The organism is Arthrobacter sp. LFS091 (genome assembly GCF_047977885.1).
Taxonomy (GTDB): Bacteria; Actinomycetota; Actinomycetes; order Actinomycetales; family Micrococcaceae; genus Arthrobacter.
In genome coordinates, this window is the sequence record NZ_JBFPFP010000008.1 from 195,130 (window position 1) to 211,358 (window position 16,229).

15 protein-coding genes and 2 riboswitches are annotated in these 16,229 nt (G+C 64.4%); of the genes, 6 read left to right on the plus strand and 9 right to left on the minus strand.

Annotated elements, in window-relative coordinates; genetic code table 11:
- Positions 1-26: 26 nt before the first annotated feature.
- The 5 genes from ACNQOP_RS16405 to ACNQOP_RS16425 all read right to left on the minus strand — a co-directional run bounded on the left by ACNQOP_RS16405 (position 27) and on the right by ACNQOP_RS16425 (position 4,635).
- Positions 27-527 carry an HNH endonuclease gene (locus tag ACNQOP_RS16405; RefSeq protein WP_144662688.1) on the minus strand — a complete coding sequence of 167 codons (501 nt, stop codon included), beginning with the start codon at positions 525-527 and terminating at the stop codon, positions 27-29.
- Positions 528-744: 217 nt separating this feature from the next.
- Positions 745-1,524, minus strand: a complete 780-nt coding sequence (locus ACNQOP_RS16410; RefSeq protein ID WP_284985932.1) for an NlpC/P60 family protein — start codon at positions 1,522-1,524, stop codon at positions 745-747.
- Between the two features lie 98 nt (positions 1,525-1,622).
- A complete protein-coding gene (locus tag ACNQOP_RS16415; RefSeq protein ID WP_257368910.1) occupies positions 1,623-2,363 on the minus strand; it encodes a C40 family peptidase in 741 nt (246 codons plus the stop codon).
- A gap of 4 nt (positions 2,364-2,367) precedes the next feature.
- Positions 2,368-2,536, minus strand: a riboswitch (cyclic di-AMP (ydaO/yuaA leader).
- Between the two features lie 137 nt (positions 2,537-2,673).
- On the minus strand, positions 2,674-3,504 hold the full coding sequence (locus tag ACNQOP_RS16420) for a M23 family metallopeptidase (RefSeq protein WP_235518948.1): 831 nt from the start codon (positions 3,502-3,504) through the stop codon (positions 2,674-2,676).
- A gap of 4 nt (positions 3,505-3,508) precedes the next feature.
- Positions 3,509-3,750, minus strand: a riboswitch (cyclic di-AMP (ydaO/yuaA leader).
- A gap of 189 nt (positions 3,751-3,939) precedes the next feature.
- Entirely contained in the window at positions 3,940-4,635 is a 696-nt protein-coding gene (locus tag ACNQOP_RS16425; RefSeq protein ID WP_235518947.1) for a metal-dependent transcriptional regulator, read from the minus strand.
- A gap of 294 nt (positions 4,636-4,929) precedes the next feature.
- Here ACNQOP_RS16425 and serC point away from each other — a divergent pair, with 294 nt between their 5' ends.
- The gene (gene serC, locus ACNQOP_RS16430; protein WP_235518946.1) at positions 4,930-6,060 is read left to right on the plus strand and encodes a phosphoserine transaminase; all 1,131 of its coding nucleotides are present in this window, start codon (positions 4,930-4,932) and stop codon (positions 6,058-6,060) included.
- Between the two features lie 69 nt (positions 6,061-6,129).
- Here serC and ACNQOP_RS16435 read toward each other — a convergent pair whose 3' ends face one another.
- The 3 genes from ACNQOP_RS16435 to ACNQOP_RS16445 are packed head-to-tail and all read right to left on the minus strand — an operon-like array spanning position 6,130 to position 8,486.
- Positions 6,130-7,434 (minus strand): MFS transporter, encoded by a 1,305-nt coding sequence (locus ACNQOP_RS16435; protein ID WP_257368911.1) that lies wholly within the window; start codon positions 7,432-7,434, stop codon positions 6,130-6,132.
- Positions 7,435-7,477: 43 nt separating this feature from the next.
- Entirely contained in the window at positions 7,478-8,098 is a 621-nt protein-coding gene (locus tag ACNQOP_RS16440; protein WP_416405162.1) for a DUF3027 domain-containing protein, read from the minus strand.
- Positions 8,099-8,102: 4 nt separating this feature from the next.
- Complete coding sequence (locus ACNQOP_RS16445) at positions 8,103-8,486, minus strand: cold-shock protein (protein ID WP_090820714.1); 384 nt, start codon at positions 8,484-8,486, stop codon at positions 8,103-8,105.
- Between the two features lie 227 nt (positions 8,487-8,713).
- Between ACNQOP_RS16445 and ACNQOP_RS16450 the strand changes: the two genes are divergently transcribed.
- From ACNQOP_RS16450 to ACNQOP_RS16470, 5 genes are all read left to right on the plus strand, one after another.
- Entirely contained in the window at positions 8,714-8,929 is a 216-nt protein-coding gene (locus ACNQOP_RS16450; protein WP_416405163.1) for a hypothetical protein, read from the plus strand.
- A 54-nt stretch (positions 8,930-8,983) separates the two neighbouring features.
- Positions 8,984-11,449 (plus strand): helicase-associated domain-containing protein, encoded by a 2,466-nt coding sequence (locus ACNQOP_RS16455; protein WP_416405164.1) that lies wholly within the window; start codon positions 8,984-8,986, stop codon positions 11,447-11,449.
- Between the two features lie 54 nt (positions 11,450-11,503).
- Positions 11,504-13,162, plus strand: coding sequence for a DNA repair helicase XPB (locus ACNQOP_RS16460; protein ID WP_235518939.1), 1,659 nt, complete (start codon positions 11,504-11,506; stop codon positions 13,160-13,162).
- Between the two features lie 210 nt (positions 13,163-13,372).
- On the plus strand, positions 13,373-13,846 hold the full coding sequence (locus ACNQOP_RS16465) for a hypothetical protein (RefSeq protein WP_235518938.1): 474 nt from the start codon (positions 13,373-13,375) through the stop codon (positions 13,844-13,846).
- A gap of 12 nt (positions 13,847-13,858) precedes the next feature.
- Positions 13,859-15,934: a multicopper oxidase family protein gene (locus tag ACNQOP_RS16470; RefSeq protein WP_416405165.1), complete on the plus strand. Its 2,076-nt coding sequence runs from the start codon at positions 13,859-13,861 to the stop codon at positions 15,932-15,934.
- Positions 15,935-15,940: 6 nt separating this feature from the next.
- On the opposite strand, the gene ACNQOP_RS16475 is transcribed toward ACNQOP_RS16470, so the two are convergent.
- Positions 15,941-16,180: a hypothetical protein gene (locus tag ACNQOP_RS16475; protein ID WP_235518934.1), complete on the minus strand. Its 240-nt coding sequence runs from the start codon at positions 16,178-16,180 to the stop codon at positions 15,941-15,943.
- Positions 16,181-16,229: the final 49 nt, after the last annotated feature.

Below are 16,229 nucleotides of genomic sequence, written 5' to 3' on the forward strand. Positions count from 1 at the left end.
GGGCGGGCGGAGTCGTCAGAAATCGATCAGGCAGCGGATTCCGGCAACAGGAACGGGTCCCAGTCCGGCGCAGGTTTCTCGAGTTCCTTGATCTGCCACATGGTTCCCTGGGGCACGCCGGGTTTGAAACGAAGTTTCCAACCCATCTCAGCCAGCGTGTGGTCGCTCTTGGCGTTGTTGCATTTCAAGCACGCCGCAACCAGGTTTTCCCAGGAATCCGCGCCGCCCCTGGATTTGGGGTGGACGTGGTCTATGGTGTGCGCTGTCTTCCCGCAGTAGGCGCAGCGGTGACCGTCGCGGCGAAGGACGCCCCGGCGGCTCACAGCGGTGATCCTGTTGTACTTGGGACGGATGTAGCGGTTGAGGAGGATCACGGATGGTCGTCCGAGAATCTCCTGTGGCCCGACGACAGGCTCGTCGCCTTCGGCCACTACGCTCGCTTTCCCAGTCAGCACAAGGACCAGCGCCCGGCGGAATGTTATTACCGCCAGCGGTTCATATCCAGCATTCAGAACGAGTGTGCGCATGCACGTACCTCTTCACGGCCGCACCCGTCAGGGGCACGAGGGCCGGCTGCCCTCTGCATGTACGGGCTGTGGATCGACAAGATAAGGGTAAGCACTTATATGCCGTATCAACGAATCTTTCTGTCGTTTCCCGTGCAGTGTCGGCAAATGTTCATGCGTGGTTAAAGCAGAACACCCCGCGGGCCGAAGCCTGCGGGGTGTTCCAAAAGGTGCGATATTAGCCGTTGACGCGGATGAAAACCGGCCCGGAGCCGACGTTTACGCTGAACAATGCCGTGGTGGATCCGTTCCATCCACCGTGCACTGCCATGCCGTTGCCGACGTAGACAGCGATGTGGGCCTGTCCGGCCAAACCGCCGTTGGCGTAGTAGGCGAGGTCGCCCGGCTGGGCTTCTGCAGCACTGACGGTACGGCCCAAGGAGAGGTACCCGGCCGGCCAGTCATGGAAGTGAATGCCCACGGCTGCCAGGGAGTTGGTCACCAGCATGGTGCAGTCCTGGGTCACGCCGAGCTGGGCGTAAGCTGCGGCGGCGATAGCTGCACCGAGGCCGCTGGACGCTGCCGGAGCCTTGGCAGATGTAGCCGAGCTGTTGACGGCAAGCGTCGCGTTGCCGGTGGAAGCAGCCGTGTTGGCGCCCTCCGTGGCCTTGGCTTCTGCCTTGGCGGGGGCCTTCTTCTCCACGGGAGCCGGAGCTTCAACCGTGGTGACGACGGGCCGTTCGTAGGAAATGGCTACCGTGGAGTCCGCAGCGATGGTCGACTGGACCACTGCCTGGACATCGAGGGTGGACGTCGCGGTGGATTCACGGTCAACGTTGGTTTCGGCGGCGTTGGCCGCGACACCGCTGGTCAGGACCAGACCGGAAGCCGCTGCGATGACGGCGGCCTGGCGGCCCACAGTACCGGCGTTGCCGCCGACAGCCTTAGCGATGATGGCAAGCGAGCTGGTCTTGGGGGCCTCAGCGCGATGCCGTGCAACCTTGTTTGCACTGGTCATGATTTTCTCTTTTCGTATCCGCGTGCAGTGGGGTGACACGCGGGTAATGGGCGGCCAGCACTTGGGGGCATGCTGGCCGGCCACGAACCGGATGTTTTCTAGCGAAGGGTGAAGAAGGAAGAGGTGCCCGTGGAGGCTGCCGAGTGCAGGAGAGTGCCCTGGCTCGGGTTCAGTGCGCTGATCATCATGCCGTTGCCGACGTAGATGCCGACGTGGGCTCCGCCGTTCTGCATGACGAGGTCACCGGGCTGCGGGTTGCTGGTGGGCTTCATGGCCGTCCAGGCGTTGACGCGGGGAATGCTGATGCCGGCCTGCGCGTAGACCCACTGGGTGAAGCCGGAGCAGTCCCAGCCGTTGGGGGTGGTGCCGCCCCATACGTAGGGGTGGCCGATACCGGTGTAGGCAATGGCGGCGAGGCCCGAAGCAGCAGCGCTTGCAGCACCGTCCGTAACCTCGGAGGACTTTGCGGTGACTGCTGCTGCGGCGTCCTGGCTACCAGCGGCGCGCTGGGTGACCTGCGATGCACGCTGGACAACCTTGGGGGCTTCCTTGGTGGCCACGACCGGGCTCTCGAAGGCCACGGTGGCGGTCGGCTCTGCGGTGACGACGGCGGTTGCCACCATCTGCTGGGTGCTGGAGGCTTCCGACTTGGAGACGTCCGTATCAGCTGCCGTAGCCGGAAGACCGGCGGTCAGGACAAGGCCCGAAGCTGCTGCCAGGACGACGGCCTGACGGCCAACCGAACCGGCGTTGGACGAAACAGCCTTGGAAAGAGTGTTCAAGGGGTTCGTACGAACCGTTTCAGCGCGGTGGCGCGCAGGGGTAGTGCGTGATGACACGTAGGTAGCCTCTCCCAATGCCTGCGAGGTGAGCTGTCGGATTCGGATGGGAGTCATCCGGCCGCGTTGCTTCAAGGAAGCTTTTGCGACTTAACCCCAAGGCCTTCTATCGAAGACCAAAAGTGGTTCCCCCGCCCCTGCCAGACGATTTATGCGAACGGACCTTGAGTGGTGGCAGAGCTAGGCAATCCACTCAAGTGCATCGGCCCCCTAAAAAGCCGATGCGCTTTGTACGGTACAACAGTTGAACGCGAATGTCACATTCAGGTCACGGGGTGTCGCAAAATGCGAGAGGCGACCATCAACTGGCTTAGAGCCAGCCCATGGGGTCTACAACTTCTCCGTTGACCTGGACCTCGAAGTGGAGGTGGCAGCCCGTGGAAGCGCCCGTGGTGCCGCTCAACGCGACGGTATCGCCACGGGTGACGGTCTGCCCGACCTTGACGTTGAAGGACGACAGGTGGTTATAGGTGGTCTCGAGGCCGTTGCCGTGGTCCACTACCACGCGGTTGCCTCCGCCATACTCGTGCCATCCGGCGAAAGTGACCTTGCCCGTGGCAGCCGCATGCACTGCGGTGCCGCACTGGGCAACGAAGTCCTGGCCCCGGTGGAAGTCGCCCGTGCCGCCCGTGAGGGGGCTGACCCGGTAGCCGAACGGCGAGGCCGTGACCAGGCTGTCCAAGGGGCTGGCAAGCGTGCCAACGGACGAGGCGCGCTGGATGCTGCCGACCGACTGGGCGCTGAGCAATTGCTTCAGCTTGCCGTCGGGGTCAGCTGCGGTTGCGACGGCGGCGCGGCTGAAGTCGATTTTTGCCGATGCGGCCGCGGAAACCTCTGGCTGGCTGCCGCCGGAAACGGCGAGGGCGGACTCGGTCTGGCCCGACTCCGACGTTGCCATCACGGGGCTTGTGGCCGGCAGTCCGACAGTCAGCGCCAAGCCGGTGGCAGCGAGGGCTACTCCGGCTTTCTGGCCGACACCACTGGCTGCGGCGAAATCGGCAACCTGGCGCAATGGGCTCTTACGGCGGCGGACTTGGCGCTCAGTGTCACGGGGCCGGACCTCCATTGTTGCGCGGGCTGGCCGCAGCTCAACAGCGGGGCCGGTGGCGCGGCGACGACCCCTGACGTTCTGCGATGTCAAACTCTGTTCCTCTCTGGAAAGCCTGCGAAGTTAGCTGTCGGATTCGGGTCAGAGAGTTCAAAGACCCGGTCCGCACGAAGCGCTCATGGCACACAGGTATCCCAGGAGGGACTTGCGTAAATGGGCACTTCTGCTGCGGACTTCACCCCAAGGCTGCTTCTTTAGACAGCCGCTTGTGGTTCCCCCGCCTCTGCCAGTGGTGGATGGCACACCTGATCCGCTGGCAGAGCTCGGCTCCGGATCAGGTAACGCTTTGGTATCGGCGCTAGTAGATAACTATAGGCGATTAAAGCCTGCAGTAATAAATTCGTTATCAACAGGACGACGCACTCCCTTATCATCAATCCCGGAAAACCGCAGGTCACATTGTCCCGCGGGGCACAAAAGTGAGGTTTGACACGGCATACCCGAGGATGCGGCGCCCCCGAAGGGAGGTCAGCCCAGGGAGACGAACACGTGGGCCGCAACTTCCGGTGGAAGCTCAAGCGCTCCCTCGATGCCGGGAACCCGGACAGAAATGTACTCGCCGACGCGTTCCAATGACACCGCTGCCCCGGGACGGATTCCGCCTTCGTCCAGTTGGGTGAGGAGTTCGGGCTCCACCTGGATGGGCTCGGCAAGCCGGCTGACCACCACGCGGGAATCGGCGGCGTAGCCATCCATGGCCTGCAGCAGGTTGATGTCGAGCCGCGGGATGGTCTGCGTCGGCAGGCCGCCCAGGGCTTCGAGTCCTGGAATCGGATTGCCGTAAGGCGACTCGGTGGGGTGTTCAAGGAGTTCGTAGAGCCGGCGTTCAACCCGCTCACTCATCACGTGTTCCCAACGGCACGCTTCGTCATGGACGTACGCCCAGTCGAGGCCAATGACATCGGCAAGGAGCCGCTCCGCGAGACGGTGCTTTCGCATGACCTCGGTGGCGCGCTTGCGGCCCATCTGGGTCAGTTCAAGGTGACGGTCGTTGGATACGATCACCAGGCCATCGCGCTCCATGCGGCCGATGGTTTGTGAAACCGTGGGGCCGGAGTGCCGCAGGCGCTCGGCGATGCGGGCCCTGAGCGCCACAATGTTCTCTTCTTCAAGCTCCAAAATGGTCCGAAGATACATCTCAGTGGTATCGATCAGATCCGTCATCCAGCTCAGCTCTCCTCGAACGCAGTTTCCTTGCGTAATCTCCACCGTACCGCGTCCTTGGCCAGGGCAGCCGGTGTGTACCGCTGGCCCTTGAACGCCGACACCCAGCCTAGCTTATTTGGAATTACTCTGGATAATTCCGGTCGCATCCTGTTGCTTCGCATTCCACGTGGCGGACTATGACGGATGCAGGTTACAGCCCCCGGGCCGAGTCAGGCAGAATTGGGGAGTCGAAGGGGCAGCGGATGCCACCTGCCACGACCCATCTCTAGCCGATACCCATTGGAGCCACACGTGAGCGACAACAGCATCACCATTCCCGCCGATCTGCTGCCCAAGGACGGACGCTTCGGCGCAGGACCGTCCAAGGTCCGCCCGGAACAGATCGAGGCGTTGTCTGCCGCATCGGCCACCATCCTGGGCACCTCCCACCGGCAGGCCCCGGTCAAGAACCTCGTGGGATCGGTACGGGAAGGACTCAGCCAGTTCTTCCGCGCACCCGAGGGATACGAGGTTGTCCTCGGCGTCGGCGGATCAACCGCCTTCTGGGACGTCGCCGCATTCGGCCTAGTGGAGAAGAAAGCACAGCACCTGTCCTTTGGCGAGTTCGGTTCGAAGTTCGCCGCCGCCACCAACAAAGCCCCGTTCCTTGATGCTTCCTCCATCATCAAGTCCGAGCCCGGCACCCGCCCCGTGGCGCAAGCCGAAGCCGGCGTCGATGTCTACGCGTGGCCCCAGAACGAGACGTCCACGGGTGTGGCAGCTCCCGTCAAGCGGGTCCAGGGCGCCGACGAAGGATCACTGGTCCTGGTGGACGCCACCTCCGCTGCCGGCGGCCTGGACGTCGACGTCTCGGAGTCCGACGTCTACTACTTCGCCCCGCAGAAGAACTTCGCATCAGATGGCGGGCTGTGGCTCGGCCTCTTCTCCCCCGCAGCCCTGGAACGCGCTGCCCGCATCAAGGCATCCGGGCGCTGGATCCCGGATTTCCTGGACCTGCAGACCGCCATCGACAACTCCAAGCTCAACCAGACGTACAACACGCCGTCGTTGTCCACCCTGGTGACCCTGGACGCCCAGGTTCAGTGGTTGAACAGCAACGGCGGCCTGGACTTTGCCAGCAAGCGCACGGCGGACTCCGCCAACCGGATCTACTCCTGGGCCGAAGCCTCCGAGTACGCCACCCCGTTTGTGGCCAAGGCAGAGGACCGCTCCAACGTCATTGCCACCATCGACTTCGACGACTCCATTGACGCGGCCGCGATCGCCAAGGTCCTCCGCGCCAACGGCGTGGTGGACACGGAGCCGTACCGCAAGCTGGGCCGCAACCAGTTGCGTATTGCCACGTTCGTCGCCATTGAGCCGGACGATGTCTCAGCGCTCCTTGCCAGCATCGACTACGTCGTGGGTGAACTGAAGAAGTAACCCTCGGCGGTAGCCAGCCGGACCCGAGGGTCGGCGTCGTTCGGTCAGCCCGGACGGCGCCGTCGCCGCTTAACGGGCGGTGCCGCCGTCGCCCTCTTCGGTACCCGGAGGGGCAAGCAGCGACTCCACCCGGAAATGTTTCAGGCCACGCGCCCGCCGGTCAAAGCGGAGCCTCAGCTGTTTGGCCCGGATGATCCAGACCAAACCCACGACGGCGGTGCTGATGCCGGCTATTGCGGCTACGCCCACCGCCCAGCGCGGACCGCCGACGTTGGCCACCCAACCCACCAGCGGGGCACCAATGGGTGTCCCGCCCATGAAGATCGCCATGTACAAGGACATCACCCTGCCCCGCATAACGGCCTCCGTGGTCGATTGCACGTATCCGTTGGCACTGGTGATGAGGGTCAGCGCGAACAGGCCACAGGGAACCAGCGCCAGACCGAAAAGGGTTGCGTTGGGCGCCAGGGCAGCGAGCGTGCTGGAGACCCCGAAGCCTCCTGCCGCCAGGAAGATCAGCCTGAGGCGGGGCCGGCCGCGTCGGGCCGCGAGCAATGCCCCGGTTACCGAGCCGATGGCCATGATGGAACTCAAGGCCCCAAAGGCGCCGGCGTCCATGCCGAACTGGGTGCCCACCATCGCGGCGATGAACAGCGGAAAGTTGAGTCCGAAGGTGCCCACGATGAAGATGGCCACCAGGACCACTTGGATATCAGGCCTTCCCCGGACGTACCGCAGGCCTTCGCGGATGCGACCTTTACCTGGTGCCGCGCGTGGTTGTGCCCGCAGTGACGACGCCGGAATCAGTTTGAGCGCCCAGAGCATCGCGGCGAAGGACACCGTGTTGATGAGGAAGACCCATCCCGGCCCCACCACCACAGTCAGGACACCGGACACTGCCGGACCGATCATCCGGGCTACGTTGAAGGATGCGCTGTTAAGTGCCACCGCGTTGGGCAGGTAATCATCGGTGACGAGTTCCGAGACGAACGTTTGGCGGACCGGAGCGTCCAACGCCGTCACGATGCCCAGCAGCAGGGCAAAGATGTACACGTGCCACAGCTCCGCGACTCCCAACAACACCAGGATGCCCAGTCCCGTGCTGAGCAGGGCCATTGCCACCAGGGTGAGGAGGAGCAGCTTCCGCCTGCTGTAGCGGTCGGCAAGCAGGCCGGCCCACGGGGCAAGGAAAAGTTGCGGACCCAGCTGGAGGGCCAGGGTGATGCCCATCGCGCCGGCATCGTGCGCGGTCAGGTGGTCGAACACCAGCCAGTCCTGCGCAGTGCGCTGCATCCAGGTGCCGATATTGGAGATCAGGGCACCGAAGAACCAGATGCGGTAGTTGGGAATCCCCAGCGACTTAAAGGTGGACATCAGTGTCCACCATCGCTTGGTTCACCCCGGGTTTCCGCAATGCCTATTCAGCCCCGGCTTCGTCGGCGTCGTCCTCTTCGCCGTCCGCTTCGGCGTCGTCAGCCTCGTCGTCGTCCGCTTCGGCGGGTCCCGTAGCGTCGTCCTCGTCGGCCTGGACGGATTCCTCCGTGACATCGCCGACAGTCTCCTCCACCAGCGGAGTCTCGTCCTCGGGGCGGACCCGCTTGGCCCACGGAACCCATTCCGGGGCGAGGATGGAATCCTCGGAGGGCAGCAGGCCGAGCTCGCTGACGGTCACGATCTTGGAACGGGAGTTACGCGTCACCACCGCGTACCACTGCCAGCCGCCGTAACCCGCGAGCTTGGATTCGAACAAGTGGGTGACCACGCGGTCGCCCTCCGACTTTGCGCCGAGGTGCGCACCCACTTCGCCCGGGTTGGCTATGCCCTGAACTGCCTCACGCGCAATATCGACGGCGGCAGCCAGGAAGGCGTCAGGCTTGCCGGTTCGCCACACAGGCAAACCGGCCCGCGGCTTCTCCGCCGCAGGCTTCCGCGCGGGGGCTTCCCCGTTTCCAGGAGCCTGGGCAGCGTCGGGGGCTGAATCAGGGCTTCCCTGCGCGCCCTTTCCGCCCTTCGTGTCCTGTGCGGATTCCGATGCCATGAGCCTAGGCTTCCAGCTCGTCGGCAACCTTGCGCAGCGCCATGCTGATGGCCTTGGCCTTGTTGCCGTCCGGGTACTTGCCGGACGAGAGAGAGCCGGAGAGGTTGTCCAGCACCGTCACGAGGTCCTGCACCATCGGTGCAAGATCCTTGGCGTTCATGCGCTTGGCCTTGGCAATGGAAGGCGTCTTCTCCAGGACACGAAGTCCCAGTGCCTGTGCGCCGCGGCGGCCGTCAGCTACACCGAACTCCACACGCGTGCCGGCTTTGAGTTCCGTTACGCCCGCGGGCAGGGACGTCTTGGGCAGGAATACTTCCTGGCCGTCTTCTGCCGCGAGGAATCCGAAGCCTTTTTCCTTGTCATACCATTTGACCTTGCCGGTAGGCACGTAATCAACCTTCTTCGTTTTCTTGCTCTGGGAGACACGTCGGGCCGTTACCGCATCCGCAGGGTCCTGCGGGATCGAGGGTGACAGCCCGGTCCGTGTTGGTCTGTTCCTTCAAGGTTATCCTGCCGGACCCCCTAATCCCGCTTTGGGACGCCCGCGTGCATGCCCGCGGGCGCCATGACGTGCAGCAACGGTCACGGCGGACTGCTCCTGCTAGCGTTGATGGCATGAATTCCCCGGGTTACCGCCGCCCCCTCGTGATTGCTGCCGCCGTCATTGCCGTGTTGTCATTGGCGGCCGTCGCCGCCGTCATCGCCATCGCTTCCACGGGCAGCGCAGCCCCCGTGTGGATCACTTCCATTGCCCTTTACGGGCTGCCCGCGGCGTTCATGCTGGCGGCTGTCCTGGTGGTGGACGCCATCCGTCTTCGTCGCCGCCAGTAACCGGTCCCTCCCTCCGGCGGGCATGAGCGGCCCAAGGGCGGTACCGTTGGATTGATGTCCCTTATTCGCGCGCTCAGCAAGGAACTGGAAGCGCGCAGCGACGATTCGCTGCGGGCTTTGTTTGCCGCGCGGCCGGACCTTATCTCCCCCATGGCGCCGGACTTCGCCGCCTTGGCAGCCAGGGCGAGTGCCCGCGTGAGTGTCCAGCGGGCCTTGGAACACTTGAACAAGCCGGAGATGCAGGTGCTCGAAACGCTCCACCTCTGCACCAATACCGATACCGGGCACAGTGTTTCGGCGGCCGGATTGAAGAAAGTCATTGCCGGTTCCACCCTCTCTGCCCTGGATCCCATCCTCGCCAAACTGCAGGAACTGGCCTTGATCCATCGGGCGGATCCACCCGCCGGTTCCCCTGCGACCACCTCACGGCAGCGCTTCTACCTCCCGGTGGGCAGCCTCAAGGACGTCATCGGCATCTACCCGGCAGGACTGGGACGGAGCTACACCGAGCTGGTCCGGCACCAACCCGCCTTTGCCCAACGGGCAGTCCAGTTGGTGGCCGAACTGCACCAAAGCGGGCTCGGCATCCATCCAGCGAGCACGCCCATGGACGCGGCCCTTGCGCTGCAGCGTTGGACCTCCAGTCCCGCGGAGCTGCGGGCCATCCTGGCCACAGCTCCGGAACGCACTGTGGCACTCCTGGAGAAATTCGGGAGCTGGGCCATGGGTGCTGTACCGCAGGCCCAGCGGCGGGCGTCGGTCACCCATGAAAGCCGCGACGTCGGGCCCATCGACTGGCTGTTGGCGCGCGGATTGCTGGTCCCCTTGGACGCCGGCCACGTGGAACTCCCCCACAGCGTGGGGCTTGCACTGCGGGGTGGCGCGATCGTGGACGACTTCACGCTTGCCCCGCCCGTTCCAGAGCTTGGCCACACCAGTGCCGCCCTGCGCCGTAATGCCGCCATGGGCGCCATCGCCGAGACCCTGCGGCTGACCGGTGAGCTGTTGTTTGCCGTCCGCGAGCAACCGCTGGCCACACTGCGGAGCGGCGGCGTGGGCGTACGCGAACTCCGCCGCCTGGCCGAGTCCGTCCGGAACGGGGTGCACGAGACTGCGATCCTCCTGGAACTGGCTGCGTTGGCGGGACTCCTGCGCCTGGACGTGGACAGCTCCACCTGGGTGCAGCCACCGTCGTTGGAGTGGCTGAACCTGCCCCGCCAGGAGCAATGGCTCTGGTTGGTCAATGCCTGGTTGGCCAGCGAGCGCGCGCCATCACTGGTGGGACAGCCGCTCACGGGTTCGGCATCCTCTCCCACGCATCAGGGCGCTGCAGGCACCACCATCAACGCCTTGTCCGCGGAAGCCCAACGGCCCGATGCTCCGGTGGTCCGGCGGCGTGTCCTGGAAATCCTGAATGAGCTGACAGTGGAAGCAGCCGCGCCGGACGGCAAAGCGCCCGTCCTCGATGCCCGGGCCGTCCTGCAGCGGGCCGAGTGGGCACAGCCGCGGATGTCGAGGCGTTTCAGTTCACTGGTCCGCGGCATCCTGGAGGAGGCAACGCTCCTGGGCCTGATGGGTTCGGGCGCCCTGACCCAGCTGGGATCCGCGATTGCGGAAGCACAGCCGGAACAAGCCATGACCATCCTTGGCGAGCATTTGCCCGCCGCGGTGAACCACATCCTGTTGCAGGCCGACCTGACGGCTGTCGCGCCCGGTTACCTCGCGCCGGAACTCAGCGAAACCCTGCTGTTGATGGCCGACGCCGAGGGCCAGGGTCCGGCGTCGATCTACCGGTTTTCTGCCGCCACCATCCGCAGGGCGCTCGACGCCGGACAGGATGCGGAATCGCTGTTGGCGTTCCTTCGTGAGCATTCAGCAACCGACGTGCCCCAGCCCTTGGCCTATTTGGTCCAGGACACCGCGTCCCGGCATGGCCGATTGCGGATTGGTTCCAGCGCCAGCTTTATCCAGAGCGACGACGAAACCGCCATCACCGATCTCCTCCACGAGGCAAGAACGTCCGTGTTGAGCCTGGTACGCATCGCACCGACCGTTCTGACGTCGTCCGCGAGTCCGCGGGAAACGGCACGTGTGCTGCGCGAACTGGGACTGTCGCCTGCAGTGCAGGAGGCCGAACCCGCCGTCGTGCGTTTCAAACGGACAACGGCGGTGCCCGGGAGCGCGCGTCCCGTCTACACGGCGCCCCGAACGGCTCCGCCTGACGAGGATGTCGAGGCCCAGCTTTCGGTGCTGCGCCAGCACCGCGGAGTTCCGGCGGAAACTGCCGGGGAAGCCTCAACGCAGATTGGGCTGGAGACCCTGCAAACGGCTATCCGGCTGAAGCAGGCAGTCATCATGAACGTGGTGGACAGCCTGGGGAATGCCAACACCGAAACCGTTGTTCCTGTATCCGTCTCCGGCGGACGCGTCAGGGTGTTCGATCCCGCCAAGGAAACCGAGCGGGTGTTGTCCATCCACCGGATCATCGACGTGGAACCCGCCAAGGAATTGCGTTCGTGAAACGCATAGTTCGTGAAAACCGCGCCGTGAAGCTGCGCAAGTGAGGATTCAACAGTGACCGACGGTCCGCTGATCGTTCAAAGCGACAAAACCATCCTGCTGGAAGTCGACCACGAACTCGCCACCGAAGCCCGGCATGCCATCGCCGCGTTCGCTGAACTGGAACGCGCCCCGGAACATATGCACAGTTACCGGCTGACGCCCTTGGGCCTTTGGAATGCCCGTGCTGCGGGGTTGGACGCGGAGCAGGTGCTGGATACCTTGCTGAAGTACTCGCGCTTTCCCGTGCCGCACGCTTTGCTGATCGACATCGAAGAGACCATGTCGCGCTATGGCAGGCTCCGGTTGGAAAAGGACGCCCAGCACGGCCTGGTGATGCGGACCGATGACTACCCCGTGCTTGAGGAAGTCATCCGGGCAAAGAAAATCGCACCCCTGCTGGGGCCACGGATCGATGGCGAAACAGTGGTGGTCCATTCATCCCAGCGCGGCCAGTTGAAGCAGCTGCTCCTCAAGTTGGGTTGGCCCGCAGAGGATCTTGCCGGCTACGTGGACGGGCAGCCGCACCTGATCATGCTGGACGAGAGCGGCTGGCAGCTTCGCCCGTACCAGAAGCTGGCCACGGAGAACTTCTGGGCCGGCGGCAGCGGCGTCGTCGTGCTTCCCTGTGGTGCCGGTAAGACGCTGGTGGGTGCGGCAGCCATGGCGACGTCTTCCACCACCACCCTCATCCTTGTCACCAACACGGTTTCCGCCCGGCAGTGGAAGGACGAGCTCCTGAAACGGACGTCCCTGACCGAAGACGAGATCGGCGAGTACTCGGGCGCGGTGAAGGAAGTCCGGCCGGTCACCATTGCCACGTACCAGGTCCTGACCACCAAACGTGGTGGGCTGTATCCCCATCTGGAATTGGTGGACGGCCACGACTGGGGACTCATCATCTACGACGAAGTCCACCTGCTTCCCGCTCCGATCTTCCGGATGACCGCGGACCTGCAGGCCCGGCGCCGGCTGGGCCTGACGGCAACCCTGGTACGGGAGGACGGACGGGAAGGTGAGGTTTTCAGCCTGATCGGGCCCAAGCGCTACGACGCTCCCTGGAAGGACATTGAAGCCCAGGGCTACATCGCTCCTGCGGACTGTGTGGAAGTCCGGGTGGACCTGCCCCGCGATGAGCGCGTCGCTTACGCCATGGCTGACGACGCCGATAAGTACCGGCTATGCGCGACGTCGGAAACCAAGACCCAGCTGGTGGAGCAACTGGTGGAGGTCCACAAAGGTGAGCAGTTGCTGGTGATCGGCCAGTACATCGATCAGCTGGATGAGATTTCCGAACGGTTGGATGCCCCTTTGATCAAGGGCGAAACCAGCGTCAAGGCGAGGCAAAAACTCTTCGACGCCTTCCGCAAGGGCGAAATCCACACCCTGGTGGTGTCCAAAGTGGCGAACTTCTCGATCGACCTTCCCGAGGCTTCGGTAGCCATCCAGGTGTCAGGCTCGTTCGGGTCGCGCCAGGAAGAAGCTCAACGGCTGGGACGCCTCCTGCGCCCCAAGCAGGACGGCCGTGCCGCCAGGTTCTACTCCCTGGTGGCCCGCGACACCCTGGACCAGGACTTCGCTGCCAAGCGCCAACGGTTCCTGGCCGAGCAGGGCTACGCCTACCGCATCATGGACGCCAAGGACATCGGCAAGGACGTCGGACAGGAACAGTAGGGCGGCCGCAAGTAGTTTTTAAGGTCAGGGCCCTTGCGGTTAATGTCCAGCAACTTTACGATTCCTAGTGAAGCTCTCCGCCCTTAAGGTTTGCCCCTGGTCCAGGCAATCCGGCGGCCAGCCGTCGGCAGTGGGGGTAATCCCGCAGCCAGGGAGCCGGCGGTTCGAAGGCCTAGAAAAATCTGAGCATTTTCATCCAGAGGATTCCCCATGCGTAAAGCCCTCTTGGTCCTTTCCGCGATCGTCCTGCTGTCAGCACTCGCACAGTTACTGTTCGCCGGTTACTTCCATTTTCAAAACACCATCGAAGCCCAGCATGAAGCGGGCGTCTACCACGTGATGAACGGCCAATACGTGCTGCGTTACGGCGCGCTCCTGGCCGCCATCGTCGCCGCCATCGCCCGGGCCGGATCCCGGACCATCTGGCTGGCCGCAGGGATCTTCCTGCTCAGCTGGGTACAGTTGTTCATCTTCATCATCGGCGGCATGCTGACTGGTTCGTCCGAAGATTTCATCACCCCGGCCGGCTCGTGGGTGGCCGCCATCCACCCATTGACCGGCGTCCTGATAATTTTCATGTCGTACTGGCTCTTCAGGCGTGCCCGCGCGGTGGCCTTGAACCCCCAGCCGCTTCCGCCCAAGGCTGCAGCCCCGGATGCTTCAGCCTCTCCCAGCACTGCCTGACCAGCGGCAGCTGTGAATACTTCGCAGCTGCTGGCCGTGGACCTGGTGTTGTCCATCCTCGCGGCCGGCGCCTGGGTCGCCGCCGCGTGGATGACAGGTGCCGCGACCACTGATCGGAAGCAAGCACCACCCCACGCGACCGATCTGGCCCTCTTGCTCCTGGGCGTGGCCGCCGCTGCGACGGTGGCCCGCTATGCCTTGCTACCCGCTTTGGTGGCCGGCAGTTGGTGGTTTGCCAGTGAGCGCATAACCATCAACTTGCCCCTGACCGCCATCCCCGCGGCTTGGGCCGCGATGGCCGGTGTTCCGTATTTGCTGAGGAAGCGGAACACCGGCTCCACCACTTCCCGGAGGCCCGGCTGGTCGCGGTCCCGTGAAGGAGTTGTCCTGGCCCTGGTGGCTGCGGCTGCGGCGTCCGTCGCATCGCTGGCCTTGTCGCTCGTAGTGGGTCCGTTCCCGGCCCCATGGACTGTGATTATCCTCCTGTTCATGGTGGGCGGCACGGTGGTTCTCGCCAGGCTTGCACTCCGGGAAGCTGGCCGTCCCGGGCGCAGTTTCCCAGGAACGGTCCGGCGCGCCCACAAGCGTCCGACGGCGGCTGCAGCAGTTGCCGCCCTCATGGCCTGTACCGCCTTGGGCTCGGGAGCTTTTGCCTGGCTGGGGAGCCGGTCCGCCGACGGCGCGGCGATCGTTGCCGCCGTCGGACATCACGGCAGCCCGGACAGGTACGTGGCGGCAAAGCCCACCCAAGTGACGGATCTGCTGGGCACCGTGCCGGCGGACGCCGTGGTCCGGCATTATGAGCTGACAGCACGCGTGGAACAGGTGACGCTGCCCTCGGGCGAGAGGGTGGAAGCCTGGACCTTCGGGAGCGTCCCGGGGCCATCGCTGGAAGCCCAGTTGGGCGAGGTCATGGAGGTGGAACTCAAGAACCGTGACATCGCCGCGGGCGTGACCCTGCATTGGCACGGCTACGACGTTCCCAATGCCATGGACGGAGTAGCCGGGGCCACCCAGGACGCCGTCATGCCGGGACATTCCATGACATACCGCTTCCAGGCCAAACAGGTCGGCACGTACTGGTACCACACGCACCAGGATTCAGCCGAGGGAGTCCGTAAGGGCCTCTACGGCACATTCGTCGTGCACAACCCCGCAACGCCCCGTGCCGGGACGGACCTTGTGGTGGCTGCGCACGACCTCGGCGGTCTGGGGTTGCTGGGCTCCTCAGACCGCATCAGTGCCCACCCGGCCACACCCGGCTCCGCGGTGCGGGTGAGGCTGGTGAACACTGATTCGCTGCCGCAGCGTTTCTGGGTGGACGGCGCCCCATTCCGGGTAGTCGCCGTGGACGGAACGGAGGTGAACCAGCCGGGGGAAGTGACCGGCAAACTCCTCAGGCTTGGTGCCGGAGGCAGGATGGACGTCGCTTTCACCATGCCGGCGTCACCGGTAACCGTGCGTTCGGACTCCGCAGCAGGAGCCGCCGTCATCATTGCCCCACCCGGTTCCGCAGCGCTGGCTGAAGCTTCGGCCGCTGCTTTGAGTGCGGCCCCGGACAAAGCGCCGACGGGCATCTTCGCCACCGTTCCTGCGCTGGATCTCCTGGCCTATGGCAAACCCGTAGCCGGTTCCGGTTCGGTGCGGCCGACGATTACCCGGGAAGAAGTAATGGTCCTGGACCGGCAATTCCGTTTTGTCGATGGAATTCCGCGTTTTGCCTTCACCGTCAACGGTGCGGCCTACCCCTTGGTCCCCTCCATTGACGTGTCTCTCGGCGACACCGTGAAGGTGACGGTGGTGAACCGCACCGCCGAACCACATCCGATGCATCCGCACGGGCACCATGTGCAGGTCCTGAGCCGGAACGGCGTGGCCCCCACGGGCTCGCCGCTGCTGCTGGACACCGTGGACGTTCAGCCTGGCGAGGTCTGGGAACTGCTGCTGCACGCCGACAACCCGGGCATCTGGATGGACCACTGCCACAACCTGGATCACGCGGCGGAAGGGATGATGATGCTCCTGAAGTATCAGGGGGTGTCATCGCCTTTCATGCACGGGGGCCACGCCCACAACAGGCCCGAGTGACGGGGGTCAGGCGACCATGCGGCTGGTGGCCGAGATGCTGACGTGGTCCACCACGGCCCAGCACTCTTCATCGCGGAGCTGCGCACTGGCGAAGCGTTCGGCTGCGGCGAGGTCCTGGAAATCCTCGCGGCGGACATGACCGGTGTCGGTGTCCAGGTATGTCACATGGAACTCGACGTCGTCCCTGTCGCGGAGCTGGTGGACGGTGTTGGAAGCTGCTGTGGTGGGAGCTGCTGTGTTTGCCATGTTTTAAGTGTGGAACGGGGCACTGACATTATTGGAAGCATCAGCGGGC